The sequence below is a fragment of the Sphingomonas sp. UYAg733 genome, assembly GCF_054057355.1.
Map to the genome: position 1 here is coordinate 1 of NZ_JBSRZE010000021.1, position 26,854 is coordinate 26,854.

A 26,854-nucleotide genomic window follows, 5' to 3' on the forward strand; every position below is an offset into this window, starting at 1 on the left:
TTCGTCATCTGATCTCCTGTTCGGCAGCCACACTGGCCACCTTCAGGCAGAAACTCCACTTAAACGCTCTGTCCAAAATCCCCGAGCCACCTCTACCAGGCGATGGCCAGGCAACCCAGGCTATGCCCGGCAAGGATCACCGGCGCCTGCGCCTGACGGATCGCCTGGTCGAGCTTGGTCACCCAGGCATTGCGATGCGGTGTATTCCACATGCCGAGCTCGACACGGACCGTGTCGGGCCGCGAGCTTTCCCACAGCGTCTGCCAATGCGAGGGGCCGGAGCCGCCGAGCCCGGGAACGGTCAATATGGTCGGTTGCGCAGGGTTGAACGGCGAAAAAGTGCCCATCTTCTGTCTCCCGATAAATTCGCGAAAAACTGGTGAGAAGACGTGACCGCGCTTTGCTCTAGGGGACGCCGAGCAGTCACGCTTCCCAACGCAAAAGGTATTCCTACTAATTCGATAGGCAATAGGGCCTGCGCCAGAATGCGCGCCGGTTGCGACAGCCGGAAACGACCGCGCCGTTCATCGTACAGAAAGGTTGCCTCGACCCGCCGGTTCAGCCGATCGGGATGATCGTCGCCTGTGCCACGGCGGCGAGAACCGGGTCCGAGTCGCCCGATTCGGACCACACATCGGCGCGTACGATCACCTGTCTTTTGCCCGCCTTGATCACGCTCCCTTTCGCGCGCAGCCGGCTGCCTTTGGCGGGGGAGAGGAAATTGATGCTGTACGATCCGGTCACGACATCGCCGGCGACCGAGCTTGCCGCCCAGGCACAGGCATTGTCGGCCATCAGGCCGACGATCGCGCCATGCGCGAAGCCGTGATGCTGAGTCATGTCGGGGCGCACATCGAGGGTCAGTTCGGATTCACCCTGCCAGCACAGCACTGGCTCCACGCCGAGAAAATGGGTGAAGCCCGAGCCGTCGACCGCGACCCGCTTCATATAGGCGATCGATTCTTCATTGCTGGCAAAGGCGGTGCGGGTCATGGCTGGCTCCCATAAGTCTGTAAAACAGACTATATCCATGCTATCCCCTGCGCGGCAAGTTTCGTAATCGTCGGTGCCATGAAATCTTATCAGCCGTCCCGTTCGCCATGCCCGGTTGGCCGCGCGTCGCGTATCATCGGCGATCGCTGGGCGCTGTTGATCCTGCGTGAGGCGTTCCTCGGTGCGGAGCGGTTCGACCAGTTTCTCGAGCGGCTAGACATTTCGCGCGCGGCGTTGAGCTCGCGGCTCGGTATCCTGGTCGCTGGTGGCGTGCTCGAACGCGTGCCGCCGGAGGGCAAACGCGCGGTCTATCGCCTGACCGACGCGGGGCAGGCGCTGAAGCCGACTTATGAAGCATTGCGCGCCTGGGGCGATGCGTGGCTGTTCGCGGGGGAGGATCGTCGTGGCCAAGACGCGCGTTGACCAATTGCTGGTCGATCGCGGCCTGGTCGAAAGCCGCACCCGCGCGCAGGCGCTGATCATGGCCGGGCTGGTGTTCGCCGGGGAACGCAAGATCGACAAGCCGGGCCAGACGATCGCCGACGATGTCGTGCTCGACGTGCGTGGCCGCGATCATCCGTGGGTGTCGCGCGGCGGGATCAAGCTGGCGCATGGGCTCGACCATTTCGGCTGGGACGTGACCGGGTTGGTGGCGATCGATGTCGGATCGTCGACCGGCGGCTTCACCGATGTGCTGCTTCAGCGCGGTGCGGTGCGAGTCTATGCTGTCGATAGCGGCACCAACCAGCTCGCATGGAAACTGCGCCAGGACGACCGCGTCATCGTCCATGAACAGACCAGCGCACGAATTCTGACCCCGGCGCATATTCCCGAGACCATCGATCTGATCGTATGCGACGCGAGCTTTATCGGCCTTGCCAAGGTGCTCGACGTGCCGCTCGGCTTCGCGCGGCCGGGCGCGCGGTTGATGGCGCTGATCAAACCGCAATTCGAGGCGGGGCGCGAGGAAGTGGGCAAGGGCGGTGTCGTGCGCGATCCCGCGATCCACCTTCGCGTGTGCGACGAAGTCGCGGCCTGGCTGGATGCGAAAGGCTGGACTGTATCCGGAGTGGTCGAAAGTCCGATCACCGGTCCCGAGGGCAATATCGAATTCCTGATCGCCGCCACTCGCCAATAGGGACCGCGAACAGGATAGGGAGACACCGTCCTATTTTGTTCGCAGCTGCAGAATTTAACGCTCCGTTTCCGCGTCGATTCTTTATATATGGGCGACAATTGCCGCGGGGGCAGCATGGAAGGGCGATCGCGTTGAGGGAAATCGCATCGAAAGAGCAGCTACGAATGGCGTATCTGCGCTGGGCGGTGGTCACCGTGCCTTTCATCCTGCTGCTCGGTTTCGCGTCGGCGCGGATCGTGCCGACCGGGTCCGAAAACAGATGGTATGCGGCGCTGGTCAAACCCGAAGCGACGCCGCCGAACTGGGCATTCCCGGTCGCCTGGACGACAATCTATATCCTGATGGGTCTCGCTTTGGCGATGATCATCCATGCGCGCGGATCGAAATTGCGTGGGTCGGCGATCATCCTGTTCGCGGCGCAGATGGTGGTCAATTTGATCTGGAGCCCGTTATTCTTCGGCGCGCATCAGGTGTTCTGGTCGCTCATCGTGATCGGCGTGATGTTCGTGCTCGCGCTGGCGACGACGATGGTATTCGGTCGGATCCGCACCGCCGCGGCCTGGTTGTTGGTGCCTTATCTGGCCTGGCTGGTGGTCGCGGGAATCCTGACCTACAGGATCGATCAGCTCAACCCCAATGCCGAAACACTTGTGCCGTCATCAAGCAGCACCCAGATTAGCCTTTAGAACTTTCCCGGGAATAATTGACCATGCAGTCCGACAACAAGCTCTTCGACGATTTCGTGAAGTTCGTGAACGGTGCCGCCGGCACGCTCGCGGGCGTCGGCCGCGAAGCCGAGGCGGGCGCCCGTTCGCGCGCCAAGGAATGGATCGGCGGGCTCGATTTCGTGTCGCGCGACGAGTTCGATGCGGTCAAGGCGATGGCCGCCGCCGCGCGTGACGATGCCGATGCGCTGCGCGCGCGGCTCGACGCGCTCGAAGCCAAGGTCGCTGCCGGCAAGGCCGCCGGAAAGCCGAAAGCCGGAGTCTGACCATCTTTTCCACAAGTTTTTCTGAAATCTTGCCGACCTTAGGCTTGCATGAGTTCATTGCCCCCGGCACCTCCATTTTAATAAGTGGGGGTTTCGAGTGATGCTCGACGAAGCCGATTATGAACGCGACGACGCCGCGCCGATCGACATGCTCGAAAGCTATTTCGCTGCGCATGGCTGGGAACATGAACGCCTCGAGGATGAGGTGATCGCCAAGGTCAAGGGCAGTTGGACGCAATATGAGCTTCGCGCGCTGTGGCGCGACGATGACAGCGTGCTGCAATTCCTCGCTTTCCCCGACATCCGCGTCACGGACGAGCGTCGCGCCGCAATCTACGAGGCGATCGGGCTGATCAACGAACAGCTCTGGGTCGGTCATTTCGAGCTCTGGTCGTCGAGCGGCATCCTGCTCTATCGTCACGCCGCGATGATCGAGAGCGATGGCGGCACCCTGTCGCTTGGCGCGGCCGAATTGCTGGTCGATTCCGCGATCGACGAGTGCGAGCGTTTTTACCCGGTGTTCCAGTTCGTCCTTTGGGGCGGCAAGACTCCCAAGGAAGCAATGGCCGCGGCGATGACCGAGACGCAGGGCGAAGCGTGAGCATTTCACGGCTGTGGATGGTCGGGTGCGGCAATATGGGCGGTGCGATGCTGCGCCAATGGATTGCCAGCGGCGTGATTGCCGCCGACCAGGTCGATATCGTGAATCGCGGCGACCGCGACCTACCGCCGGGCGTGCGTCAGGCGCGCGACCTGCCGGGTGGGCCGCTGCCCGATATGGTGATGCTTGGCATGAAGCCGCAGCAGATCGGCGACATCGCGGCGCGGTTCGCCGATCGGCTGGCCGGTGTGCCCGTGCTGGTCTCGATCCTTGCGGGGGTCGAGGAAGCGAGTTTGGCCAACCGGTTTCAGGCTGGGGCGATCGTGCGGGCTATGCCCAATCTTCCGGTCGGCATCGGCAAGGGCGTGGTCGGACTTCACTCGGATAGCGCCGGCCCCGCCGTACGCGACGACATCGCCAGGTTGATGGCGCCGCTCGGGCTGGTTGAGTGGATCGACGATGTGTCGTTGTTCGACGCCGTCACCGCGCTGGCCGGCAGTGGGCCGGGTTTTCTCTATCGGTTTATCGATGCGCTGGCCGCTGGCGGCGTCGCGCTGGGTTTCTCCGCCGATCAGGCGCAGCGGCTCGCGGTCTCGACCGTCGAGGGATCGGCGCTGCTCGCTGCTGCCGCCGACGTTTCGCCTGCAGTACTGGCCGATCGTGTGGCGAGCCCGGGCGGCTCGACTCGTGAGGGGCTGAATGTGCTCGATCGCGACGATGCGCTGCAGAAACTACTCACGGAGACGCTGCAAGCCGCCACGAAACGCAACGCGGAAATGGCTGCCGCCGCCCGCGAATAGCGAGTTGGACCCTATTACGGCACCGGGCCGTTGGTCTCGCTGCGGGCACGAATTCGGCACCACAGTGTTCGATGCCGACAAGCTGGCGTTGCTCGAAATCTCAAGATGCTCTGATCCGGCGGTCGGTTGGCTGTGAATGATCGGATGACATTGGGCCGTTCAAGCCGCGCAAGTCGAATCAAGGGCGCTTCGAGAGGCTCAGGGCGACGGCAGAAGGTCTTTGTGTGCAAGTCGACACAAAGCCTGTGCCTCAATCGCGCAGGCTCTCGACGCGTGGCCGCTCCTCGGCGGGAATGAGCCCCTCGAGCACGGCCCAAAAACCGCCGACAGCCGCTTGTCCGGCACTCGCATAAGCGGCCGAAAGACGTTCGCGAAGTGCCTCGAACAATTCGTTCTCCAGCGCCGCGCCGTCCGCCGTCAATCGCAGCAATCGCTGCCGTCGGTCGCGCTCGCCGGGACGTACCTCGATCAGCCCGCGATCGGTTAACTCATTCAGAACACGGCCCAAAGATTGTTTGGTGATGGCGAGCAGAGCGAGCAGATGGCTGACCGTCATGTCGGGCTGACGCGCGACGAAATAGAGCGCACGGTGATGCGCGCGGCCAAGGCCCTGAGCCGCCAGGCCGCGATCGATCGCCCGCGTGAGGTGGCTGTTACCGAAATAAAGCAGTTCCACACCGCGCCGGATTTCGGGCTCGCGGAGGAAAAGTGGCGAAGCGGAGGGGGTTGGGGCAGCCATGTTGACCCGTTTTGCCATCCGCCTTAGGCGTTCGCAACCTGTTTGCCATGCCCCTTGTCCGGGTTCGGCGATCCCGACCGCCAGAGGAAGACCATGACCGCGACTATCGGCTTGTCGTTCGAATTCGAACCCAACCCTTCGCCCGTCGCGGCGAGCGAGCGAGCGGCGCGGCTGGTCGACCCGGGTTTTGGCCGGGTCTTCACCGACCATATGGCGGTGGTGCGCTATACTGAGGGGCAGGGGTGGCACAGCGCGAAGATCCAGGCGCGCGCGCCGTTGCAGATGGATCCGGCCTCGTCGGTGCTGCATTACGCGCAGGAAATCTTCGAGGGCATGAAGGCCTATCGAGTCGCCGATGACGGCATCGCGCTGTTCCGGCCCGAAGCGAATGCCAAGCGCTTCCAGTCTTCGGCGCGGCGTATGGCGATGCCCGAACTGCCCGAGGACATCTTCCTCGAATCGGTCCGCCGGTTGGTCGAGATCGACAAGGAATGGATCCCGGACAGCGAGGGCGGCTCGCTTTATCTGCGCCCCTTCATGTTCGCGAGCGAGGTGTTCCTCGGCGTGAAACCAAGCTCGGAATATCTCTACATCGTCATCGCCTCTTCGGTCGGTGCCTATTTCAAGGGAGGCGCGCCGAGCGTCTCGCTCTGGGTGTCGCAGGATTACACGCGGGCGGCACCGGGCGGCACGGGTGCGGCCAAGTGTGGCGGGAACTACGCCTCCAGCCTGCTCGCGCAGTCCGAGGCCATTCGTCAGGGCTGCGATCAGGTCGTCTTCCTCGATGCGGTCGAGCGCCGCTGGATCGAGGAACTGGGCGGCATGAATATCTTCTTCGTGTTCGATGACGGATCGATGGTGACCCCGCCGCTGACCGGCACGATCCTGCCCGGCATCACCCGCGATTCGATCCTCACTCTGGCGCGCGATCAGGGCATCACGGTGCGTGAGGAGCCTTATTCGCTCGACCAATGGCGCGCCGATGCGACGAGCGGCAGGCTGACCGAGAGTTTCGCCTGCGGTACCGCTGCGGTGGTCACGCCGATCGGCAAGGTCGCGACGCCCGAGGGCAGCTTCACGATCGGCAGCGGTTCGGCGGGGCAATTGACCTCGCAAATGCGCGCCCGGCTGGTCGAGATTCAGCGCGGCCAGGCGCCAGATCCGCACGGCTGGGTCTCGCGGCTCGATTGATCGGCGCTTTGCCCCTTTTCATGGGGCATAACCGGCTTTAAGGCCGCGCATTCTCGTTGGGGCGTCGCCAAGCGGTAAGGCAGCGGCTTTTGATGCCGCCATGCGCAGGTTCGAATCCTGCCGCCCCAGCCAGTCTTTCTGTTTTATGAAGCAACCGCACCAATCGGCCTCGGCTGTTTTGGCGAACTGCGGTTATTCGGATGACAGGGCGATTCGCGCAGCATGGCCGATGCGGTCAATGGCGGTCCGGCCATCGCCGATATAGGCCTGGCGGAGCGGTGCTTATCTGCTGAGCTGTCAGCGTCTCAGCCTTTTTTCTGGCCACATCCGCTCTAGCTCGCGTTCATGGTCGAACCATTGATGCTTGAGAGCGCCGGCGACATGAAGTGCGACCAGCGCATAAATCGCCCAGGCTAGATACCCATGCGCCGCGCCGAACCCGTCATGGATCTGGTCGCGCAGTGCCGGATCGAGATGCATTATGGCGGCGATCCGGGGCCATTCGAACAGGCCGAACCAGTACATTGGATGGGCTGCCGCATCCTTATAGGCAGAGTCCATGATCCAGCCGGTCAACGGCATCGCGAAAATCAGCAGATAGAGCGCCCAATGGACGGCGCATGCCGTCTTGCGCTCGATCGGGGCTAGCTGTTCGGACATTGGCGGCGGGCGATGCGCCAGGCGCCATAACAGCCGCATGATCGCCAGGCCGAGCACGGCAATGCCGATCGATTTGTGCGTATCGATCGCCGGCCGCACGGATTCGTCCGCAACATAAGGCCAGAGCCAGGCCAACGCGATATTGGCGATGACACCAGCGGCGACGATCCAATGCAGCGCGATGGCCGTCCGCGTATATCGAGCAACCATTCGACGCTATTCCACTTCATTGATGACGCTCGGCCTTGAAACGGCCGCGCCGCAACGCGATCTCGCAAACGAACCTATATCGCATCGGTAGATCATGACATCCTTGAACGCGACGCTGGTCGCGGAATCTCCGCGCTATTCGCCGCGGCCGGTCCCGATGAAAGGGCGCCTGATCGGCCTGCTTGCCCCGTCAATCTTCGCCATATTGCTGGTGCAGGCCTTTCTGCGCCAGGGGATTGCGGTCTGGTCGATCGGCATCGCCTATATCCTGTACGATACCGCGCTGCTGTTTTTCACCGCACTCAATATCCGTAACCTCGCCGCCGCGCCGCTCGAGCCCGAGAAGAAGGACCGGGCGCGCCCAACGCTCGGCGTGATCGTCGCGACCTATAATGAGGCCAACGTGATCGAGACGACGATCGCCCGGCTGCAATCGCAACGCGAGGCGCCCGATGTCATCCTGATCGCGGATGACGGGTCGGACGACTCCACGGCCTTGTTACTGGGATCGCGGTTCGGGCTGGCTAAGCCATCATTGGGCGCGCTGAGCATGCTGGTCGCATCCCATCCGACGCTGCGGTGGTTGCGGCTGGCGCATCGCGGCAAGGCGCACGCACTGAATGACGCGCTGCTCGCGATCGATTGCGACGTGGTGCTGACTGTCGATGCCGACACGATGCTCAAGCCCGACGCGATCGCGGCGATGCGCGCCGCCTTTGCCGTCGAACCTCAACTGGTCGCGGCGACCGGTGTACTCGCGCCGGTCTGCGGTCCGCATCTGTCGGGCCGACTCTTCGAATGGTTCCAGTCGTACGAATATGTCCGAAATTTCCTGTCACGCCACGCCTGGGAACAGGTGTCGAGCCTGTTGCTGATCTCCGGCGCATTCGCCGCGTTCCGGCGCGACGCGGTGATCGCGGTCGGCGGCTTCGACGCCGACTGCATGGTGGAGGATTATGAGCTGATCCATCGGCTCTATCGCCATGCTGCCGACATTGGCTGCGACTGGCGCGTGCGCGTGGTCGGCGGCGCACTCGCCTATACCGATGCGCCGGCCGATATGCTCTCCTTTCTGCGTCAGCGCCGACGCTGGTTCGGCGGCTTCCTGCAAACGCAGCACTGGAATCGTGACATGGTCGGTAATGCGCATTTCGGCCGGCTTGGCACCAAGATGCTGCCGATCAAGGCGCTCGACACGTTCCAGCCGGTTTATGGCCTTGCCGCCTTCGTGATTCTGATCGTGCTGGTGGTGACCGGACGTTTCATGATCGCGCTGCCGATCCTGGTCGTGATGCTGGTCAAGATCGCCATCGACCTGACCTTCCACCTCTGGTCGCTCGGTATCTACAAGCGCTGGACCGGACAGGAAAAAGGCCTGTCGATCGGTCCGGCGATCGTGGCGGCAATCGCCGAGCCATTCACCTTTCAGCTTTTACGTCATGCGGGCGCGATATGGGGCTGGATAGCCTTCTTGACCGGCCGGGAAACCTGGCACGCCCAGTCCCGCACTGCATTTGGCCCGCGCCTGAGGGGATGAGTGCAGCGCGCCGGGGCGATAAACCATTCCCGGTCGATCGCTTGGTTCAACTCGCTGCTTTTCCGGTCCCAGTACCGGGCGCGGATTCCGCGCTTGGACACCTTTCCCGCTTTGATCGTACAAGGTCATGCCGAACGGCGCTGAGACCACGCGGCAGTGTCGTAGTTAAAGAAATGATCAGCATAAATAACGGGATACCGATTCGCTCTTGCATCGTGTTGGAACCATTACGGGGTGATGCCACTTGGTTGACGCGGTTGACATCGCTTGCCGGATTCGTCTCTCTTGCCGCGCGCCGCCTTGTACGTAGCGCCTGAAACAGGAGAGTTTATGCGCGTATTTCAAGCTGCTTCCGTCACGACCTTAATTGCGGCGCTTGCTCTTGCCGGCTGCGGCAAGGGTGAAAAGCAGGTTTCCGCAGAGAATGCGTCACTCGAAAGCGTCGCGAGCCAGGCGAAAGATGCGATCAAACTGGAACCCGGACAGTGGGAAATGACGTTTGAAATCGGCAAGATGGAAATTCCCGGCATGCCCGCGGGCGCGCCGCAGATGAAGCAGGCGGCACAGACTTCGTCGACCTGCATCACGCCCGAACAGGCTGCCAAGCCAGCCGGCGACATGTTTGCCGGCAAGGGCGCCGGAGACTGCAAGTTCGACAAGTTCAACATGGCCGGGGGCAAGCTGAATGCGGTCATGTCGTGCAAATTGCCGAACATGCCGGGTCAATCGAAGACGACCATGGCGGGCACTTATTCATCGACCGCCTTCTCCAACGAGATTTCCTCGTCCGTCTCGGGCATGCCCGGCGGGCAGACCATGACGATGCAGGCGAAATCGTCTGGCCGTCGCACCGGCGAATGCGTCGCCAAGGCGAGCTGACCCTAACGCATAGGGCCCCGGGGATCAGTTGAAGCGCTGATCCCCGGGCCTTTCACATGCGACCGAGCGCAGCCTCGATCTTCATCACCGTGCTCCAGTTGCGATTGGTGCCGACCGCGCCGAGTGATTTCAGCCCGAAGCCGCTGATCAGCTTCGACCCCGCAATCACGCCATTGCCGAACCAGCAATAGAAATCGCCGCTTGTAGATCGTTCAACGCGCTCGATGCCTTGCGCGCGGCGGCGCAGCTGATCGAGGCCGTGATCGGGCAGCGGATCGCGCATCGCCCAGACGATCACCTGCGAGGGCGTTGCTTCGGCTTCCGCCTTGAACGGATTGCCGGCGATCAAACTGCGCCATTGTGCGGCTGTCTTGACCACGACCTCGGTCGCGCGACCATATTCCGCGACACAGGCCGCCTCGAGCTCGCGTTCCAGCCTGTCAGCGCCCTTGCGTGACCGGAATAGCAGATTGCCAGTGGCGATCACGGTGCGCGCGTCGCTGCCACCGACCGCGTCAGCCAAGCGCAGCAGGGTTTCGCGCGACAATCGCCGGTCGCCGATCACCATGCTGCGAAACAAGGCGACGCAGGCCGGCATTTGTATCAGGCGCCGATCAGTTCGCGCCCGATCAGAAAGCGGCGAATCTCGTTGGTGCCGGCGCCTATATCATAGAGCTTGGCATCGCGCAGGAAACGTTCGACCGGCCATTCCCTGGTATAGCCGGCACCACCCAGTGCCTGAATCGCCTCGAGCGAGGTCTTCACCGCATTCTCGGACGCCAGCAGGATCGCGCCCGCCGCGTCGAAGCGCGTGGTCTTGCCCGCATCGCACGCGCGCGCCACCGCATAGACATAGGCGCGGGCGGAATTGAGCGCGACATACATGTCGGCGACCTTGGCCTGCATCAGCTGGAAGCTGCCGATCGGGGTGCCGAACTGCTTGCGCTCGCGGACATAGGGCAGGACCACGTCGAGGCACGCCTGCATGATGCCGATCGGCCCGCCGGCAAGCACGGTGCGCTCATAATCGAGGCCGGACATCAGCACGCCGACGCCGCCGTTAAGCGGGCCCATGACGTTTTCGGCCGGAACCTCGCAATCCTCGAACACCAGCTCGGCAGTGTCGGAGCCGCGCATGCCCATCTTGTCGAGCTTCTTCGAGACCGAGAAACCAGGCATGCCCTTTTCGATCAGGAAGGCGGTGATGCCGCGCGGACCGGCCTCGCCGTCGGTCTTGGCGTAGACCACCAGCGTGTCGGCCTCGGTCGAATTTGTGATCCAGAATTTGGTGCCGTTGAGCAGGTACCGGTCATTGCCTTGCAGCGTCGCCTTGAGCTTCATCGAGACGACGTCGGAACCGGATCCGGCTTCGGACATCGCGAGGCTGCCGACATGTTCGCCGGAAATCAGCTTGGGCAGATATTTGGTCTTCTGCTCGTCATTGCCCCAGCGGCGGATCTGATTGACGCACAGATTGGAGTGCGCGCCATAGCTGAGACCGATCGAGGCGGAGGCCCGCGACACTTCCTCCATCGCGACGACATGTTCGAGATAACCAAGGCCGAGACCGCCCCATTCTTCCTCGACGGTGATACCATGCAGGCCGAGTTCGCCCATTTCCGGCCAAAGCGAACGATCGAACTTGTTATTCTCGTCGATCGCGGCGGCGCGCGGTGCGATCCGGTCGGTCGCGAACCGCTCCGTCGTATCGCGGATCATGTCGGCATTCTCGCCCAGGTTGAAATCCAGGGTCATGCTCATCGTCGCTCTCCAGAACTCGGTTTTACGCGACCGTCCTACGCGCCGAGGCGGTGATGCGCCACAGCGTGACTATGCCGATCAGCAGCCATAATATGTTCAACACCGTCGAGGGCAGGGCGCCGTGCGATCCGCTGTTGATGATGAAGCAGGCCGCACCGACCAGGTTCATCCACTGAAACGCCAGCGACTGGCCGGTGAGACGACCGGTCGAGACGAGCAGATAGGCGACCAGGATCAGGACCGCGCCGGTCCAGCCGATCAATTCGATCGCGACGGTCACGCCGCGACCTTGGTCGAGCCGATCGAACGGCGACACGTCTCCGTGCTGACCGACGCGAGGGCGGCGATCAGCGACCTGGTCATGCCGCGAGGTTTCTCAGTACATATTGCAGGATGCCGCCGTGCAGGAAATATTCCAGCTCGTTGACGGTATCGATGCGGCAGCGCGTCATGAAGGTTTCGATCGTGCCGTCGGCGCGGGTCATGGTGACCTCGACGTCCTGGCGCGGACGGATCTCGGCGACCTTCATGATGGTGAAGCTTTCCGATCCGTCGAGGCCGAGCGTCTGACGGGTCACGCCGTCGGCGAACTGCAGCGGCAGTACGCCCATTCCGACCAGATTCGAGCGATGGATGCGTTCGAAGCTTTCGGTGATCACCGCGCGCACACCGAGCAAATTGGTGCCTTTCGCCGCCCAGTCGCGCGACGACCCGGTGCCATATTCCTTGCCCGCGATGACGACCAGCGGCACGCCGTCCGCCTTGAATCGCATCGCCGCGTCATAGATCGCCATGACCTCGCCCTTGTAGGACGACATGCCGCCCTCGACGCCGGGAACCATCTCGTTCTTGATGCGGATATTGGCGAAGGTGCCGCGCATCATCACGTCATGGTTGCCGCGCCGCGCGCCATAGGAATTGAAGTCGGCCTTGCTGACCTGATGTTCCTGCAGGAACGTGCCGGCGGGCGAATCCGCCTTGATCGACCCGGCGGGAGAGATGTGGTCGGTGGTGATCGAATCGCCGAGAATGGCGAGCGGTCGGGCCTCGATGATGTCCTGCACCGGGGCCGGGGTCATCGTCATGCCGTCGAAGTAAGGCGGATTGGCGACATAGGTCGATCCGGCGCGCCACTGATAGGTGTCGGAACCCTCGATCTGGATGCCGCTCCATTTCGCGTCACCCTGATAGACATTGCCGTAGCGCGCGCGGAACATCGAATCGTCGATGTTCGCGGCCATGATTTCGTTGATTTCGGCATTGGTCGGCCACACGTCCTTCAGGAACACGTCCTGTCCGTCCGACCCCTGGCCGAGCGGGGTTTCGATCATGTCCTCGGTGACGGTACCCTTGATCGCGTAAGCGACGACCAGCGGCGGCGAGGCGAGGAAATTGGCGCGGACATCGGGCGACACGCGGCCTTCGAAGTTGCGGTTGCCCGACAATACCGACGCGGCAACGAGGTCATTCTCGTTGATCGCCGCCGACAATTCGGTCGCGAGCGGGCCGGAATTGCCGATACAGGTGGTGCAGCCATAACCGACCAGGTTGAAGCCCATCGCATTGAGGTCCTCGGTCAGGCCGGCCTTGTTGAGATAATCGGTGACGACCTGCGATCCCGGCGCGAGCGACGTCTTGACCCAGGGCTTGGAGCTCAAGCCGGCGGCGCGCGCCTTGCGAGCGACCAGGCCGGCGGCGACCAGCACGCTCGGGTTCGAGGTGTTGGTGCAACTGGTGATCGCGGCGATCACGACATCGCCGTCGCCCAGGTCATGGTCGCGGCCCTCGACCGCGACGCGGGTCGGGCGGTTCTTGTTATAAAGCTTGAACAGGTCGCCGTTGAACACCTCGTCGACCTTGGACAGCGAGACGCGGTCCTGCGGGCGCTTGGGACCGGCGAGCGACGCGGTGACCGTAGCCATGTCGAGTTCGAGCGTGTCGGTGAACACCGGATCGACGCTGTCCGCATCGTGCCACAGACCCTGCGCCTTGCAATACGCCTCGACCAGAGCGACGGTTTCGTCGGGGCGACCGGTGAGCTTCAGATAATCGATCGTCTTGGTGTCGATCGGGAAGAAACCGCAGGTCGCGCCATACTCCGGCGCCATATTGGCGATGGTCGCACGATCGGCGAGCGTCATCGTGTCGAGGCCGGGGCCGTAGAACTCCACGAAACGCCCCACCACTCCCCTGGCGCGGAGCATCTGCGTGACGGTCAGCACCAGGTCGGTCGCGGTGATGCCCTCGGCCATCGCGCCGAGCAGCTTGAAGCCGACGACTTCGGGGATGAGCATCGACACCGGCTGGCCGAGCATCGCCGCCTCGGCTTCGATCCCGCCGACGCCCCAGCCGAGCACGCCCATGCCGTTGACCATCGTGGTGTGGCTGTCGGTGCCGACCAACGTGTCGGGATAAGCGATCGTCGTGCCGTCACCATGCTCGCCGACGCTGTCGGTCGACCACACGCCACGGCCGATATATTCCAGGTTCACCTGATGGCAGATGCCAGTGCCGGGGGGGACGACCGAGAAATTGTCGAGCGCCTTGGAGCCCCATTTGAGGAACTCGTAACGCTCCATGTTGCGGCTATATTCGAGATCGACATTGTCGGTGAATGCCTTGGGCGTGCCGAATTCATCGACCATTACCGAGTGATCGATGACCAGATGGACCGGGACGAGCGGGTTGATCTTGGCCGCATCACCGCCGAGCTTGGTGATCGCGTCGCGCATCGCCGCCAGGTCGACGACGCAGGGGACGCCGGTGAAATCCTGCATCAGCACGCGCGCCGGGCGGTACTGGATCTCGCGGTCGGAGCGGCGCTCCTGCTGCCAGTCGATGATCGCCTGCACATCGTCGGTGGTGACCGTCTTGCCGTCCTCGAAGCGCAGCATGTTCTCGAGCAGCACCTTCATCGAGAAGGGCAGGCGCGAAATGTCGCCATATTTCTCCGCCGCGGTGGCGAGCGAATAATAGTCGTAGGACTTGTCGCCGACGGTGAGGGTCTTGCGAGCGGAGAGCGTGTCCTGGCCGATGGCGGTCATGTGGCGGAGAGTCCTTCCCGTTGTGCTCAGCCGGAGCGCGGCGGGGAGGCGGGACGTAAAGGCCCGCGCGGGCGCGCTAGCGGCATGTGCGAATGCCTAGAGTCGGGCGGGCTTTAGCAAGGGGGTGGGGCGGGGGGAAGGGCTGGCTGGACGCATCGGCAATTCTCACTCTGGCATCATGTCCGGCATGATTTTCATGTGCGCCCGGATAGCGCAGGCCAAACAGCGATTGAATCAATCTGCCCGACGGCAATGACGGGCGGTTGAGAGAAATGACGGGCGGTCGGGAGATATGTCACACCCCTTTGTGACATCTCTCCCGTTACGATGTGACGGTATGTGACGGTGCCTGATGGTGTCAGGTGCCACCGGATGCCGGTCGCGCCAGCCATGGTCGAGCCACATTGCCGACGAGCGATGCCCCGGTCGGAGATACCCCGGACCTGCACGGCCGGATTGATGGAACCCTTGCCCGTCCGACGGGTTCGCCTGATAGGATGCAACAAACACTAGGCAACCTGGGAGATACGACATGCGGACGGTTCTGATCGGTACGGCGGCGCTGGCGATGGTCACTCTTGCCGGCTGCAACGACAAGAGCATGGAGACCGGCATGCCGATCGCGGGCGGCGCGCATGCGGTGGGGATACTCAAGACAGCGAACGGCGCGGATGTCGGCCGGGTCAGTGCGAGCGAGGTCGCCGGCGGCCTGCGCTTCACGATCGATGCCAAGGGCATGCCGGCAGGCACGCACGGCGCGCATGTCCATATGGCCGGATTGTGCGAAGGGCCCGAATTCACCAGCGCGGGCGGGCATTGGAACCCGACCGGCATGAAGCATGGTTCGATGAACTCGCAAGGGCCGCACGAGGGTGACCTGCCCAATCTGATCATCGGCACCGATGGTCGCGGGACGCTCGGCATCACCATTCCCGGTGCGACCATGGCCGGGCTGCTCGATGCCGACGGATCGGCGCTGGTGGTCCATGCCGTGGCCGACGATCTGATGACCGATCCGTCGGGAAACAGCGGCGCGCGCATCGCCTGTGGCGTGTTCGGCGCGAGCTGATCCGGCTCAGCCGAGCGGCCAGCGACCGATCGGCTCGTATCTCGTGTCGTCGCTATCGAGATGGCTTTCGTAGAGAATGAATTGCTCGAGCGTGAAAGGCTCGCTGGTCAGCGCCGCGTGCGCAACCAGCCATTCGCGGGTTTCGATTTGCCGCCCGGCGCGCTTCGACAGGCGCGCCAGCGTGATGTGCGGCCGATAGGCTCGGCCCTCGGGCGGCAGGCCGCATCGAACCAGCGCGTGATCGATCTTGCGATGCAGCGCGGCGAGCGGCTCGTGCGGCCCGACCCCTGCCCACAGGCTGTCATTGCCGCTTTGCGGGTCGAACCGGCCGACGCCGGAAAGGCGCAAGACGAGCGGCTGTGCCCGGATGCCGCTCAGCGTGACTGCAACGTCCTCGGCCATGTGACGATCGACCTTGCCGACATAACGCAGCGTCAGATGAAGCTGTTCGTCATCCTGCCAGCGCGCATCGGGAACGCCGTCCATGATGAGGTCAAGCGCCTCGCGGATCGTAGGGGGCAGGCGGAGCGCGACGAACAAGCGGTGCATCCGTGTTGTCTAGCGCGGACCGCATGGGCGATGCCAACCGCTTTCGCTTGAAAAAAAGGTCCGGACCGACGATATTGACGCTTATCCGGCATGAGGCCGGGCATAGGAGTTACTACGACATGGCAAACTGGTCCGACCCCCGGCCGAACGCCGCGAACTTCGCGACGACGGGCGCGCGTACGGAAACGTACGATGCGGGTCTTCGCGCCTATATGCTGTCCGTCTATAATTACATGACGTCGGGCATCCTGCTGACCGGCGTCGTCGCGATGCTGTTCGCGTCGACCGGTTATGCCGAGGCGGTGTTCGACGGCTCAGGCATCCTGAAATACGTCATCATGTTCGCGCCGCTGGCATTCGTGTTCGCGATGAGCTTCGGCCAGGGCCGTATGTCGATGCCGACGCTTCAGGCGATGTTCTGGGGCTTCGCGATCGCGATGGGCCTGTCGCTCTCGACCGTGTTCCTGCGCTACACCGACACCTCGATCGCGCAGGCGTTCTTCGCGACCGCCGCGGCGTTCGCCGGCCTGTCGCTCTACGGCTACACCACCAAGCGCGATCTGACCGCGGTCGGCACCTTCCTGATCATGGGCCTGGTCGGCCTGATCGTCGCGAGCCTGCTCAACCTGTGGTTCCAGTCTGGCGTCATGGCGCTGGTCATCAGCATCATCGGCGTGGTCGTGTTCGCTGGCCTGACGGCTTACGATACGCAGCGCACCAAGAGCATGTACGCGCAGGTCGCGGGCACCGAACACGAAGGCCGCGTGGTCATCATGTCAGCACTGTCGCTGTACCTCGACTTCATCAACATGTTCCTCTTCCTGCTGCGCATCTTCGGTTCCAGCCGGAACTAGGGCGCGCATACTGATGCGGCGAAAGGCCCGGCGGGGAAACCTGCCGGGCCTTTTTCTTTATGCGGCGTTCTGATGTTGAGCGAAGTCATTTCACTTGCATCTCGCCCCGCTAAGCACACTCAATCGCCCGTCGCGCCGTTCGGGTACGATCGGGATTTTTCCGGGAACATCAATGCGCCTCTCGATCGACGTCATGCTGGACTATTTCGTCGACGACAGCGCGGAGGTGCTGTTGCAGATCGAGGCGGCGGCGATGGCCGACCAGCGGCTCGAGCATCAGGACCTGCGGGTCTATTCCAACGATCCGCTGCGTGCGATGCCGGGCGAGGACGGGATCGGGCAGCGCACCTGGGCGCGGGGCACCGGACCCTTTCAGGCAGAATATCATGCGATCGTGGTGATCGACCGCGCCGGCGTGGATCTCTCGACCCTGCCACCGACCGCGATGGCCGAGTTGCCGGCCGAGGCGATCCCTTATCTGTTGCCGAGCCGCTATTGCGAATCCGACCGGTTCGAAGGGTTCGTGCAGGGCGAGTTCGCCGGGCTGGAGGGCGGCGCGCTGGCGTCGGCGATCGGCACATGGGTGCGCGAACACCTGACCTACGCATCGGGTTCGAGCAGCGGCGTTACGACCGCGATGATGACGTTTGCCGACCGGCGCGGCGTGTGCCGCGATTATGCGCATCTGCTGGTCGCGCTGGCCCGGGCGGGGGGCATTCCGGCGCGCTGCGTATCGGCCTATGCGCCCGGCGTCGATCCGCCGGACTTCCACGCCGTCGCCGAAGTGTGGCTGGCCGGTGGCTGGCATCTGATCGACGCGACCGGCATGGCCAGTTGCGGCGAGATCGCGCGAGTGGCGGTGGGCCGCGACGCGACCGACATCGCGTTCATGACCGTCTTCGGCACGGCAACGATGTACGTGCAGACCGTGAAAGTCACGCGCCTGGACGACGAAGCCGGAACGACCGCGCAAACCGATCGTTCTGTTACCGGAACAGCCAAAAGAGGATTGGCCATGAACGATGACAGCAAGACGATCGACCCCAAGGCGCTCGACAGCCTGTCGGTCGCCCCACCCGAACCCGACGAGAACGATCAGATCCACCATCCGCGCCAGAATGCCGGCCAGGACGAATCGATCGTGAAGCGCCTGGAGAAGAATCCGGAGGATGAGGAGGCTCGGCTCGATGCCGCGCTCGACGAGTCGATGGATGCGTCGGATCCGCCGGCATCGACCCAGCCGGTACACAACAACGCTCCGGCCAAATCCTCGGGCTTCGATGCTCTTGCAGAGGCGAAGATCCAGAAGGGTCGCGATTGACCCCAAGCCGGTCCGGCCCGGATCAACCAGATCAGATTGCTAAAAATGTTGCGTAAACGTCGCACCTGACGACCTTTTTGTCTGTCTCGATCCATTCATCGCAACGTTTGTTGCGTCGCAACAAGAAGTATGATTCCATGCTTAACGCCGGACGACACGGCGTTAAGCATGGCGTTAACCATCTTGGCGCATGATCCGCTCCGGTCCAACAATGCGGGCGGGGTGACGACATGGGTTCCAGGATGAAACCAGCCAACGGCGCGATGACCTTGGCGGAAATGAAGGAATTTGCCGGGTTCAGTTCGGCGACGCAGCGTTATGTGCGCCGCTCGCTCGACGTCGGGCTCGATCGTGACGATGCGATGGCGCGCTGGTCGCGCGACGTGGTCGAAGCGGCGAGCATCCGCGCTCAGGCCCGGCTCTACGAACGCCTCCCCGATATTCGTGCGATGATGCCCGACGATAGCGGTCTCGATGCGGTCGAGCCATTTCTCGCGCCACTGATGACGGTCACCGCGTTCGATCTGGGGCAGGGGCGGCTGACCACTTTTTCGGCCTATCGCTTTCTCTATGAGCGGCTGATCGGAGCCGATGTGCGGCCATGGCTGCCTGCGGCCTTTTGTTCGGCCTCGGCCTTGCCGCATCTCCATCCCGACCTGCGGCGCAAATTGCTGCAGTCGATCAGCGAAGCCGCGGCGACCGCGTCGGGCTGGTCGAACCGCGCGCCGGGGTTCTTCCCCAAATGGGTCGAGAAGGTCGATGTGGCGGCTCTTCCGAACTGATTTGAAGCGCCTGCCCCTGGCCGGGGGCGGGCGTCGCTCTTCACGAGGCAGATACGAGAGGCCCAGCGCTAATGGCACGAGCGCCAACCCATCTGACCCCGCTCCGCCTGGTCGAAGTGGAAGTGATCGCGGTGCGCCGCGTTGTAATCCGGCGAGAGTGCGGTCGAGAACAGGCGGCACGCGCCGTTGCGCACGGCACGCAGGAACGTGCCCTTGTCCCCGGTATCGGCCCAGTCGGCGAGCACGGTGATCTTGGTGCCGTCCTCCAGCGTGAAGCCGGCGATATCGATCGCATCCGCGGTCGCGTGCTCACTCAGCGACCCGGTCGCGCGGCCATACATGTTGCGGCAATTATAACTGCCGAGATGATCGATACTGGTGACGCGTTGGCCGAAAAAGCGCCGCGCTTCTGGTTGCACGACATTCCATTCCCACACCGAGAGCGCCGCCGCGACCGGACATGACGTTTTGACCGATGCCGGCTTGAAGTCGATTCGTCGCGCTCCGCCACTCTCGAAGCGAACGCCATCGCGATAGCCGCATTGGCCGGCGATAACGGGTTCGACTTCGCTGTATCGCACCCCGGCCTTGTCGAGCAGTGCGCGGCATTTTGGGTAATCGTGAGCCAGGCCGGCAAGCTTGCGTCCGGTGAACATGCCGACCGGCTGCGACAGGTCGAGCGGTGTCCAGGGCAAATCCTGCGGTCGGCCGCGGAGCGCCGCGAAGATCGCCAGGAAGAACACCAGCATGAGCGCGCCCGCGACGGCGGCGCCGGCGATGCGCCGCACCGTGTGCATCAGCCGCGCCCGATCTCAATCACGTCCGGCCTCAACCACGCCCGACCCACGCCCAACTCAACCACGAAGGGCGCTCGCGATCGTCTCCGACGCGACCGGATAACCGATATCGTGCGGGATGCAGAGATGCTCCTCGCCGCCGCGCTGTTCGATCCATGGCGTGACCGTCTCGATCGGATGGCGGATCGTATCGTCGATGGCATCGGCGAAGCTGCGATATTGCGCGAGCCGTTCGAGATTGCGCCGCGTCGGAAAGATGATCCTCACCCGCCCGGCGTCGGCATCATCAAGCACTTGCTGCGCTGTCGTCCATAAAACCCGGACATTCTCCGTCGCATCGACCTCGGGCAAGGGCGCGTCGGCCGGGAGCCGGGCAAGATAGAAACGCGTGTCGAAGATGCGCATATTGGCGTGGCGCGGCAGCCAGCGCGCATAGGGCACAAGCGACGACGGATCGACCGACAAGCCGGCATCGGCCAGCGCGGCGCCGAACGAGGTTCCGGCGTGCAGCGCGGCACGCAGCGCCGCGAGACCCTCCGACGTCGGTACCGGCTCGAGCCCGATCGGCATCGCGACTTCCTCGATCGTCTCGCGGATCGCGGCGATCCGTCCCGCCATATCATCGCTATCGCCACCCAGGATCGTCGCGAGCGAGTGATCGCCGGGGTCGATACGCCCGCCGGGAAAGACCAGGGCGCCGGCGGCGAAGACCATTGTCTTGGCGCGTTCGACCATCAGCAATTCGGGAGCGCCGCCCGGGCGTTCGCGGAGCAGCACCAGCGTCGCGGCGGGAATGGCTTCGGGAAATTCATCGGTCATCGGTTGGATGTAGTATCGCCCGGCCGGTGGCGATAGTTCCCTTGGCAGCCGCGCTGGAATGCCGCTATCCCTGACGGCCATGAACCATATCGCTTTTCGCGCGCTGCTCGGCGCCGCCCTGATCGCCATCATTCCCGCTACCGCCCAGGCAAAGCTCAGCGCAGCCGAGGCGCGTATGGCGAAGACGGTCGATGCCGAATATGAACGCTCGGTCGCGCTGCTGCAGAAGCTGGTCGACCAGAATAGTGGCACGATGAACTTCGTCGGAGTCGAGGCGGTCGGCAAGATGATGCGCGCCGAACTCGAGCCGCTCGGTTTCACCGTGGAATGGAAACCGCAAGCCGCCGCCAATCGCGCCGGCCATCTGATCGCGACCAAAACCGGCAAGCCCGGCGCCAAGAAGCTGCTGCTGATCGGCCATCTCGACACGGTGTTCGAGAAGGATTCACCGTTCCAGAAATTCACCCGCAAGGGCGAAAAAGGCGAGGGGCCCGGCGCCGGTGACGACAAGGGCGGCATGGTCGTGATGCTTGCCGCGCTGCGCGCGATGCACGCGGCGGGGACGCTAAAGGACTCCAATATCGAGATCATGCTGTCGGGCGACGAGGAGGATGCGGGTGACCCGGTCGAGGTCGCCCGCGCCGACCTGATCGCGGCGGGCAAGCGCGCCGATGTCGCGCTCGATTTCGAGGGGCTGGCGATTGAGGACGGCAAGGATATGGGCTCGATCGCACGGCGGTCGTCGAACACCTGGACGATCACGACCACCGGCAAGACCGGCCATTCCTCATTGATCTTCTCAAGCGAATATGGCGACGGCGCGATCAACGAGATGACGCGTATCCTGGCAGCATTCCGCAAGGAATTGCCTGAACCCAATTTGACCTTCAACACCGGCATCATCGCCGGCGGGTCGAGTGCCGCGCTCGACGCCGATGCGGTGCGCGCAACAGCGGCGGGCAAGGGTAACATCATTCCTCAGACGGCGGTCGCGCGCGGCGATTTCCGCACCTTGTCGCCCGAGCAGACCGACCGCGTCCGCGCCAAGATGCAGGCGATCGTCGCGGCGCATGCGCCGGGCACCGATGCGAAGATCGCGTTCGACCCGGGCAGCTATCCGGCGATGGCGCCGACCGCCGGCAATAAAGCGCTGCTCGATGCGCTTAATATCGTGAACAAGGATCTCCGGCTCGACGCGATGGCGGCGCTCGATCCGCTCAAGCGCGGTGCGGGCGATATCTCCTTCGTCGCGGGCGATGTCGATGGGCTGATCGGTCTCGGCACCAGCAGCAGCGGCGATCATGCGCCGGGCGAGACGGTCGATCTCGACAGTATTCGCCGCCAGGGCAAGCGCGCGGCGATCCTGATGACCCGGCTTTCGGCCGCTAAATGAGCGACGCGGCGACGATCGAGGACCTGCCGCCTCATCACAAGGCGACGCAGAGCGAAAAACTCGTTATCGCCGCCTCGTCGCTCGGCACCGTGTTCGAATGGTACGATTTCTACCTTTACGGCTTGCTCGCGACGATCATCACCGCGCAATTCTTCTCCGGCGTGAACGAGACGACGGGGTTCATCTTCGCGCTCGCGGCATTCGCGGCTGGTTTCGCGGTGCGGCCGTTCGGTGCGCTTCTCTTTGGCCGGATCGGCGATCTGGTCGGGCGCAAGAATACTTTCCTCGCCACCATGGGCATCATGGGCCTGTCTACGTTCGTCGTCGGCCTGCTGCCGAGCTATGCGACGATCGGCGTCGCCGCGCCGATTCTGCTGGTGGTGCTCAGGCTGTTGCAGGGCCTGGCGCTCGGTGGTGAATATGGCGGCGCGGCGACCTATGTCGCGGAGCATGCGCCGAACCATCGCCGCGGGCTTTACACCAGCTTCATTCAGACCACGGCGACGCTCGGCCTGTTCGCGGCCCTGCTGGTGGTGATCGGGGTGCGCACCGCGATCGGCGAAGCGGCGTTTGCCGACTGGGGCTGGCGCGTGCCGTTCATCGTTTCGATCGTACTGCTCGGCGTTTCCCTGTGGATACGCATGCAGCTCGAGGAAAGCCCGGTCTTCCTCAAGATGAAAGCCGAAGGCAAAGCATCGAAGGCGCCGCTGACCGATGCGTTCGCCAAATGGGGCAATCTGCGCATCGTCATCATTGCGCTGGTCGGTGCGGTCGCGGGGCAAGCGGTGGTCTGGTACACCGGCCAATTCTACGCACTGTTCTTCCTTGAAAAAATGCTCAAGGTCGATGGCGCGACCGCCAATATCCTGATCGCCATCGCGCTTGCCCTCGGCACACCGTTCTTCCTCATCTTTGGCTGGCTGTCCGACAAGATCGGGCGCAAGCCGATCATCCTGACGGGCTGCGCGATTGCCGCGCTGACCTATTTTCCGTTGTTCCACGCGCTGACCTATGCCGCCAATCCGGCGCTGGCCGCGGCGCAGGCAAGCGCGCCGGTGAGCGTCGTTTCCTATGACGATCAATGTTCGTTCCAATTCGATCCGATCGGCAAGAACCGTTTCGAATCCTCAAGTTGCGATGTCGCCAAATCCTATCTGGCCAAGGCCGGCGTGCCGTATCAGGCGGAGCAGGTGCTGGCGCCTGGCGTTCGTCGCCTGACTGCGATCACGATCGGTCAGCAAGTCTATTCGATCGTCGACCCGGCAACGATGACCGCGGCCGCTCGAAAGGCGGCGATCGCGAGCTTTCAGGATGAAGTGAAAGCCGGCCTGGTCAAGGCCGGCTACCCCGCCAAGGCCGATCCGGCACGGATCGACAAGCCGATGGTCGTCGCGATCCTGTTCGTTCTCGTCCTGCTGGTAACCGCCGTCTATGGGCCGATCGCCGCACTGCTGGTCGAACTGTTCCCGACCAACATCCGCTACACCTCGATGTCGCTGCCCTATCATATCGGCAATGGCTGGTTCGGCGGTTTCCTGCCGACCACCGCCTTTGCGATGGTCGCGGCGACCGGCGATATCTATTACGGCCTGTGGTATCCGATCGTCGTTGCCGCCCTGACCGTCATCCTCGGCCTGTTCCTGCTGCCCGAGACATTTCGGCGCAGCATCGAGTGAGGCGAGGCCGGATCAGGCGCCGACCAGTTCCAGCAATCCCTCGAACAGCCGGCGACCGTCGCTGCCGCCATGCGCGGTCTCGATGCGACGTTCCGGGTGGGGCATCATGCCCAGCACATTGCCGCTTGGGTTGATCACGCCCGCAATGTCGCGCGCCGAGCCGTTGACCGTGCCGTCGTAACGGAACGCCACCCGGCCTTCGCCTTCAAGCCGGTCGAGCGTGGCCGCGTCGGCGAAGAAATTGCCGTCATGATGCGCGACGGGAATGGTGATCTTCTCACCCTCGGCATAGCGGCTGGTGAAGATCGACTGGGAATTCTCGACCGTAAGTGTGACGTCGCGGCATACGAAGTCGATGCCGGCATTGCGCATCAGCGCACCGGGTAGCAGCCCGGCCTCGGTCAGCACCTGGAAACCGTTGCACACGCCGAGCACGGGCACGCCGCGCCCCGCCGCATCGATCACCGCGCGCATGATCGGCGACCGCGCCGACATCGCGCCGGAGCGCAGGTAATCGCCATAGGAAAAACCGCCGGGCAGTGCGATCAGGCTGAGATCGTCGGGAAGCTCCGTATCGCCATGCCACACCATGGTCGGCGCCATGCCGCTGACATCGCGAATCGCCACCGCCAGATCGCGGTCGCAGTTCGATCCGGGAAAGACGATGACCGCGGATTTCATGCCCGTTCAACCCGATAATTTTCGATCACCGTATTGGCGAGCAGCTTGCGGCACATCTCGTCGATCGTGGCGTCGTCGGTCGCATCGGCGACATCGAGCTCGATCAGTTTGCCCGCGCGTACGTCGTTGACCCCGGCAAAGCCCAGGCCGTCGAGCGCCTTGTGGATCGCCTTGCCCTGCGGATCCAGCACGCCGGGTTTCAGCGTGACGAAGATGCGGAGTTTCATGGGCAGGTCCTGATGCTTTTGGCGGGCACGGGTCCTATGGCGAGGCCGCCCGCGTGCCGCAAGCTTCATCGCTCGTTTACGAATTCGGTGCGGCGAGTCGCGCTGAAGCGAGGTGCCATTTTGGGGAATCATGCCGTGGCCACCCTCGCCATGACCATGTTCGTCGCGCCGTTCGCGTTCGGCGGGCAATATTTTGGCTGGACCGACCCGGTCGGCCGGGTTCAGCCCGCCTTGTTCAGCGCCTTTGTGTTTGGCATCATCTGCGGTTGTCGCGCGACGGGCTGAAGGCTTATTTACCCTTGCTCTTGCGGTGCTTTTCCAGGTCGAGCACGGCACCGTCGACACCTTCGGGCATCAGGCCAAGACGGCGCGCAACTTCCTGATATGCCTCGACTTCGCCGCCGAGGTCGCGGCGAAAGCGATCCTTGTCGAGCTTCTCGTTGGTTTCCATATCCCAGAGGCGGCAACCGTCCGGACTGATCTCGTCGGCGAGGATGACTCGCGCGTAATCATTGTCCCAGATGCGGCCGAATTCGAGTTTGAAGTCGACCAGCCGGATGCCGATCCCGGCGAACAGACCACACAGGAAATCATTCACGCGGATCGCCAGGTCGGCGATGTCGTGCATCTCCTCCTGGCTGGCCCAGCCGAACGCTGCGATATGTTCGTCGGTGATCATCGGATCGCCGAGCGCGTCGTCCTTGTAATAATATTCGATGATCGTGCGGGGCAGTTGCGTGCCCTCCTCGATCCCCAGCCGCGTCGACAGCGAACCCGCCGCAACATTGCGAATCACCACCTCGACCGGGATGATCTCGACCTGACGGATCAGCTGCTCGCGCATGTTGAGGCGGCGAATGAAATGGGTCGGCACGCCGATCAGGCCGAGCAGAGTGAAGATATGCTCGCTGATCCGGTTGTTGAGCACGCCCTTGCCGCTGATCGTGCCCTTTTTCTGGGCGTTGAAGGCGGTCGCATCGTCCTTGAAATACTGGATCAGCGTACCCGGCTCCGGACCCTCGTACAGGATCTTTGCCTTGCCTTCGTAGATTTGGCGGCGGCGAGCCATGCGGCATTACCCCTGAAAAAACGGTCACGAAAAGACAGCCCCGGCGGCGCGGATGCGCGGGCCGGGGCCAGGAACGCGAAGCTATACGCCATGCGTTTCAGAGGCGCAATTATTCAACACCATCCAATTTCGCCGCGCGCAGCCGACGGCGCGGCCGAAACCGCCGCCAGGCGAGCCAGCCGAGCAGCACAATCAATCCCGGCGGGCCGAAGATCGCGATCGCGCCGAGTAGCACGGCAATGGTGATCTGGACCGATCCGATGCCGGTATCGAGCGCACTGCTCAGCGGGGCGCTCGCGTCGAATCCGCGGATCGCCGCGCCCGACTCGTAGTTGAAGGTCATCGGCGTGGTGGCCAGGCTCTCGCGCTGTTCCGCGCGGCTGTCATCGGTCGCGCTGATATTCTGCACGATCTCCGCGCGCTGGCGCTGCAATTCGGCGCGCTCGCTCGCGGTCAGTTTGGGCCTGGCCAATTCGCCATCGATGCGGTGCAATTCGTCCGAAGCGCGGCTGCGCTGTGTGGTCAGCCGGTCGATCGCGGCACCGGCATCGGTTCCGGTGATTTCGGCGTCGACCAGCGTGCCCTTGGCTGCCGTGACTTCCGCAATGCCGCTCTTGCCGAATGCGCGGGCGATCGCCGGGTCGAGCTTGAACGACAGCATCGCCTCGATGTTGTTCTCGCCGAGCAGTCGATAACGCATGCCTGTAATACGGCACCGGGCAATGCCGAGCTTCTCGCACGCCACCGCATGCGCTTCCTGCGCCGCCGAAATGCGCTCGGACGGCAAGCGAAAGGCGTAGCGATAGGTGAACGCGACGCCGGGCGCGGCGGTCACCGCGATTCCCAGAGCGGCACTGTCGGCCTGAGACGCTGCCGGCGCACTTTCCATCGCCGCGTCTTTTTGGCTCATTTCGGCCCGATCGGGCGCGGGGCTGCACGCCGCCAGTGCCAGAGGGATGGTCATCAACAACGTGTTGCGCATTGCCGCTCTCCCGTTCCGTGTAATACAACATCACATCGATAGGATATCTAGTCAACGCGAAAAAATAACGCTTCGGCGTGCGGTGAAATCG

Annotated in this window: 29 protein-coding genes, 1 tRNA gene and 2 pseudogenes; 17 read left to right on the forward strand and 15 right to left on the reverse strand. The window is 63.4% G+C overall.

What is annotated here, in order from left to right:
- Nucleotides 1-95: 95 nt before the first annotated feature.
- Both ACVWZA_RS20055 and ACVWZA_RS20060 read right to left on the reverse strand, forming a co-directional pair.
- Nucleotides 96-347, reverse strand: a pseudogene (locus ACVWZA_RS20055) (RBBP9/YdeN family alpha/beta hydrolase); the annotation flags it as partial.
- A 211-nt stretch (nt 348-558) separates the two neighbouring features.
- Nucleotides 559-993, reverse strand: coding sequence for a PaaI family thioesterase (locus ACVWZA_RS20060; RefSeq protein ID WP_457313212.1), 435 nt, complete (start codon nt 991-993; stop codon nt 559-561).
- Nucleotides 994-1,071: 78 nt separating this feature from the next.
- Between ACVWZA_RS20060 and ACVWZA_RS20065 the strand changes: the two genes are divergently transcribed.
- From ACVWZA_RS20065 to ACVWZA_RS20090, 6 genes are all read left to right on the forward strand, one after another.
- Complete coding sequence (locus ACVWZA_RS20065) at nt 1,072-1,416, forward strand: winged helix-turn-helix transcriptional regulator (protein WP_457313213.1); 345 nt, start codon at nt 1,072-1,074, stop codon at nt 1,414-1,416.
- Complete coding sequence (locus tag ACVWZA_RS20070) at nt 1,397-2,131, forward strand: TlyA family RNA methyltransferase (RefSeq protein WP_457313214.1); 735 nt, start codon at nt 1,397-1,399, stop codon at nt 2,129-2,131. Before ACVWZA_RS20065 ends, ACVWZA_RS20070 begins: the two co-directional genes overlap by 20 nt.
- Nucleotides 2,132-2,295: 164 nt before the next feature.
- Nucleotides 2,296-2,817: a TspO/MBR family protein gene (locus ACVWZA_RS20075; RefSeq protein ID WP_457313215.1), complete on the forward strand. Its 522-nt coding sequence runs from the start codon at nt 2,296-2,298 to the stop codon at nt 2,815-2,817.
- Between the two features lie 23 nt (nt 2,818-2,840).
- Nucleotides 2,841-3,122 (forward strand): accessory factor UbiK family protein, encoded by a 282-nt coding sequence (locus tag ACVWZA_RS20080; RefSeq protein WP_457313216.1) that lies wholly within the window; start codon nt 2,841-2,843, stop codon nt 3,120-3,122.
- Between the two features lie 100 nt (nt 3,123-3,222).
- The gene (locus ACVWZA_RS20085; protein WP_457313270.1) at nt 3,223-3,723 is read left to right on the forward strand and encodes a YbjN domain-containing protein; all 501 of its coding nucleotides are present in this window, start codon (nt 3,223-3,225) and stop codon (nt 3,721-3,723) included.
- A gap of 17 nt (nt 3,724-3,740) precedes the next feature.
- Nucleotides 3,741-4,523 (forward strand): pyrroline-5-carboxylate reductase family protein, encoded by a 783-nt coding sequence (locus ACVWZA_RS20090; protein ID WP_457313271.1) that lies wholly within the window; start codon nt 3,741-3,743, stop codon nt 4,521-4,523.
- Between the two features lie 250 nt (nt 4,524-4,773).
- On the opposite strand, the gene ACVWZA_RS20095 is transcribed toward ACVWZA_RS20090, so the two are convergent.
- Nucleotides 4,774-5,262 (reverse strand): MarR family transcriptional regulator, encoded by a 489-nt coding sequence (locus ACVWZA_RS20095; protein ID WP_457313217.1) that lies wholly within the window; start codon nt 5,260-5,262, stop codon nt 4,774-4,776.
- 93 nt (nt 5,263-5,355) lie between these two features.
- Here ACVWZA_RS20095 and ACVWZA_RS20100 point away from each other — a divergent pair, with 93 nt between their 5' ends.
- Together ACVWZA_RS20100 and ACVWZA_RS20105 are read left to right on the forward strand one after the other, a co-directional pair.
- On the forward strand, nt 5,356-6,453 hold the full coding sequence (locus ACVWZA_RS20100) for a branched-chain amino acid aminotransferase (protein ID WP_457313218.1): 1,098 nt from the start codon (nt 5,356-5,358) through the stop codon (nt 6,451-6,453).
- Nucleotides 6,454-6,510: 57 nt separating this feature from the next.
- Nucleotides 6,511-6,585, forward strand: a tRNA-Gln gene (locus tag ACVWZA_RS20105).
- A 165-nt stretch (nt 6,586-6,750) separates the two neighbouring features.
- Here the strand turns inward: ACVWZA_RS20105 and ACVWZA_RS20110 are convergent.
- Entirely contained in the window at nt 6,751-7,323 is a 573-nt protein-coding gene (locus tag ACVWZA_RS20110) for a cytochrome b (RefSeq protein ID WP_457313219.1), read from the reverse strand.
- Between the two features lie 94 nt (nt 7,324-7,417).
- Here ACVWZA_RS20110 and ACVWZA_RS20115 point away from each other — a divergent pair, with 94 nt between their 5' ends.
- On the forward strand, nt 7,418-8,860 hold the full coding sequence (locus ACVWZA_RS20115; RefSeq protein ID WP_457313220.1) for a glycosyltransferase family 2 protein: 1,443 nt from the start codon (nt 7,418-7,420) through the stop codon (nt 8,858-8,860).
- Nucleotides 8,861-9,145: 285 nt separating this feature from the next.
- Nucleotides 9,146-9,739, forward strand: coding sequence for a DUF3617 domain-containing protein (locus ACVWZA_RS20120; RefSeq protein WP_457313221.1), 594 nt, complete (start codon nt 9,146-9,148; stop codon nt 9,737-9,739).
- A 52-nt stretch (nt 9,740-9,791) separates the two neighbouring features.
- On the opposite strand, the gene ACVWZA_RS20125 is transcribed toward ACVWZA_RS20120, so the two are convergent.
- The 4 genes from ACVWZA_RS20125 to acnA are packed head-to-tail and all read right to left on the reverse strand — an operon-like array spanning nt 9,792 to nt 14,544.
- A complete protein-coding gene (locus tag ACVWZA_RS20125; protein WP_457313222.1) occupies nt 9,792-10,337 on the reverse strand; it encodes a DUF1697 domain-containing protein in 546 nt (181 codons plus the stop codon).
- A 5-nt stretch (nt 10,338-10,342) separates the two neighbouring features.
- Complete coding sequence (locus ACVWZA_RS20130; protein WP_457313223.1) at nt 10,343-11,500, reverse strand: isovaleryl-CoA dehydrogenase; 1,158 nt, start codon at nt 11,498-11,500, stop codon at nt 10,343-10,345.
- 22 nt (nt 11,501-11,522) lie between these two features.
- Nucleotides 11,523-11,816, reverse strand: a complete 294-nt coding sequence (locus tag ACVWZA_RS20135) for a CBU_0592 family membrane protein (protein ID WP_457313224.1) — start codon at nt 11,814-11,816, stop codon at nt 11,523-11,525.
- Between the two features lie 43 nt (nt 11,817-11,859).
- Entirely contained in the window at nt 11,860-14,544 is a 2,685-nt protein-coding gene (gene acnA / locus ACVWZA_RS20140) for an aconitate hydratase AcnA (RefSeq protein ID WP_457313225.1), read from the reverse strand.
- 532 nt (nt 14,545-15,076) lie between these two features.
- Here acnA and ACVWZA_RS20145 point away from each other — a divergent pair.
- The gene (locus tag ACVWZA_RS20145) at nt 15,077-15,613 is read left to right on the forward strand and encodes a superoxide dismutase family protein (RefSeq protein WP_457313226.1); all 537 of its coding nucleotides are present in this window, start codon (nt 15,077-15,079) and stop codon (nt 15,611-15,613) included.
- Between the two features lie 6 nt (nt 15,614-15,619).
- On the opposite strand, the gene thpR is transcribed toward ACVWZA_RS20145, so the two are convergent.
- On the reverse strand, nt 15,620-16,162 hold the full coding sequence (gene thpR / locus ACVWZA_RS20150) for an RNA 2',3'-cyclic phosphodiesterase (protein WP_457313227.1): 543 nt from the start codon (nt 16,160-16,162) through the stop codon (nt 15,620-15,622).
- A gap of 119 nt (nt 16,163-16,281) precedes the next feature.
- On the opposite strand from thpR, the gene ACVWZA_RS20155 reads away from it, so the two are divergent.
- From ACVWZA_RS20155 to ACVWZA_RS20165, 3 genes and pseudogenes are all read left to right on the forward strand, one after another.
- Complete coding sequence (locus ACVWZA_RS20155; protein WP_457313228.1) at nt 16,282-17,016, forward strand: Bax inhibitor-1/YccA family protein; 735 nt, start codon at nt 16,282-16,284, stop codon at nt 17,014-17,016.
- Nucleotides 17,017-17,188: 172 nt separating this feature from the next.
- Nucleotides 17,189-17,962 (forward strand): annotated as a pseudogene (locus tag ACVWZA_RS20160) (transglutaminase-like domain-containing protein); the annotation flags it as partial.
- Nucleotides 17,963-18,567: 605 nt separating this feature from the next.
- Complete coding sequence (locus ACVWZA_RS20165; protein WP_457313229.1) at nt 18,568-19,119, forward strand: hypothetical protein; 552 nt, start codon at nt 18,568-18,570, stop codon at nt 19,117-19,119.
- 68 nt (nt 19,120-19,187) lie between these two features.
- Here ACVWZA_RS20165 and ACVWZA_RS20170 read toward each other — a convergent pair whose 3' ends face one another.
- Nucleotides 19,188-19,916, reverse strand: coding sequence for an extensin-like domain-containing protein (locus tag ACVWZA_RS20170; RefSeq protein WP_457313230.1), 729 nt, complete (start codon nt 19,914-19,916; stop codon nt 19,188-19,190).
- Between the two features lie 57 nt (nt 19,917-19,973).
- Nucleotides 19,974-20,735, reverse strand: a complete 762-nt coding sequence (locus ACVWZA_RS20175) for an NUDIX hydrolase (protein WP_457313231.1) — start codon at nt 20,733-20,735, stop codon at nt 19,974-19,976.
- Nucleotides 20,736-20,793: 58 nt separating this feature from the next.
- Here ACVWZA_RS20175 and ACVWZA_RS20180 point away from each other — a divergent pair, with 58 nt between their 5' ends.
- Together ACVWZA_RS20180 and ACVWZA_RS20185 are read left to right on the forward strand one after the other, a co-directional pair.
- Nucleotides 20,794-22,128 (forward strand): M20/M25/M40 family metallo-hydrolase, encoded by a 1,335-nt coding sequence (locus ACVWZA_RS20180; protein ID WP_457313232.1) that lies wholly within the window; start codon nt 20,794-20,796, stop codon nt 22,126-22,128.
- Nucleotides 22,125-23,804 carry an MFS transporter gene (locus ACVWZA_RS20185; RefSeq protein ID WP_457313233.1) on the forward strand — a complete coding sequence of 560 codons (1,680 nt, stop codon included), beginning with the start codon at nt 22,125-22,127 and terminating at the stop codon, nt 23,802-23,804. The genes ACVWZA_RS20180 and ACVWZA_RS20185 overlap by 4 nt, the downstream gene beginning before the upstream one ends.
- A gap of 12 nt (nt 23,805-23,816) precedes the next feature.
- Here the strand turns inward: ACVWZA_RS20185 and purQ are convergent, their stop codons facing one another.
- Complete coding sequence (purQ, locus tag ACVWZA_RS20190) at nt 23,817-24,485, reverse strand: phosphoribosylformylglycinamidine synthase subunit PurQ (RefSeq protein WP_457313234.1); 669 nt, start codon at nt 24,483-24,485, stop codon at nt 23,817-23,819.
- A complete protein-coding gene (gene purS / locus ACVWZA_RS20195) occupies nt 24,482-24,712 on the reverse strand; it encodes a phosphoribosylformylglycinamidine synthase subunit PurS (protein WP_457313235.1) in 231 nt (76 codons plus the stop codon). Before purS ends, purQ begins: the two co-directional genes overlap by 4 nt.
- 135 nt (nt 24,713-24,847) lie before the next feature.
- Here purS and ACVWZA_RS20200 point away from each other — a divergent pair, with 135 nt between their 5' ends.
- Nucleotides 24,848-24,997, forward strand: a complete 150-nt coding sequence (locus tag ACVWZA_RS20200; RefSeq protein WP_457313236.1) for a hypothetical protein — start codon at nt 24,848-24,850, stop codon at nt 24,995-24,997.
- A 4-nt stretch (nt 24,998-25,001) separates the two neighbouring features.
- Here ACVWZA_RS20200 and purC read toward each other — a convergent pair whose 3' ends face one another.
- A complete protein-coding gene (purC, locus tag ACVWZA_RS20205) occupies nt 25,002-25,781 on the reverse strand; it encodes a phosphoribosylaminoimidazolesuccinocarboxamide synthase (protein WP_457313237.1) in 780 nt (259 codons plus the stop codon).
- A 109-nt stretch (nt 25,782-25,890) separates the two neighbouring features.
- Nucleotides 25,891-26,763, reverse strand: a complete 873-nt coding sequence (locus tag ACVWZA_RS20210; protein WP_457313238.1) for a hypothetical protein — start codon at nt 26,761-26,763, stop codon at nt 25,891-25,893.
- Between the last annotated feature and the right edge of the window lie 91 nt (nt 26,764-26,854).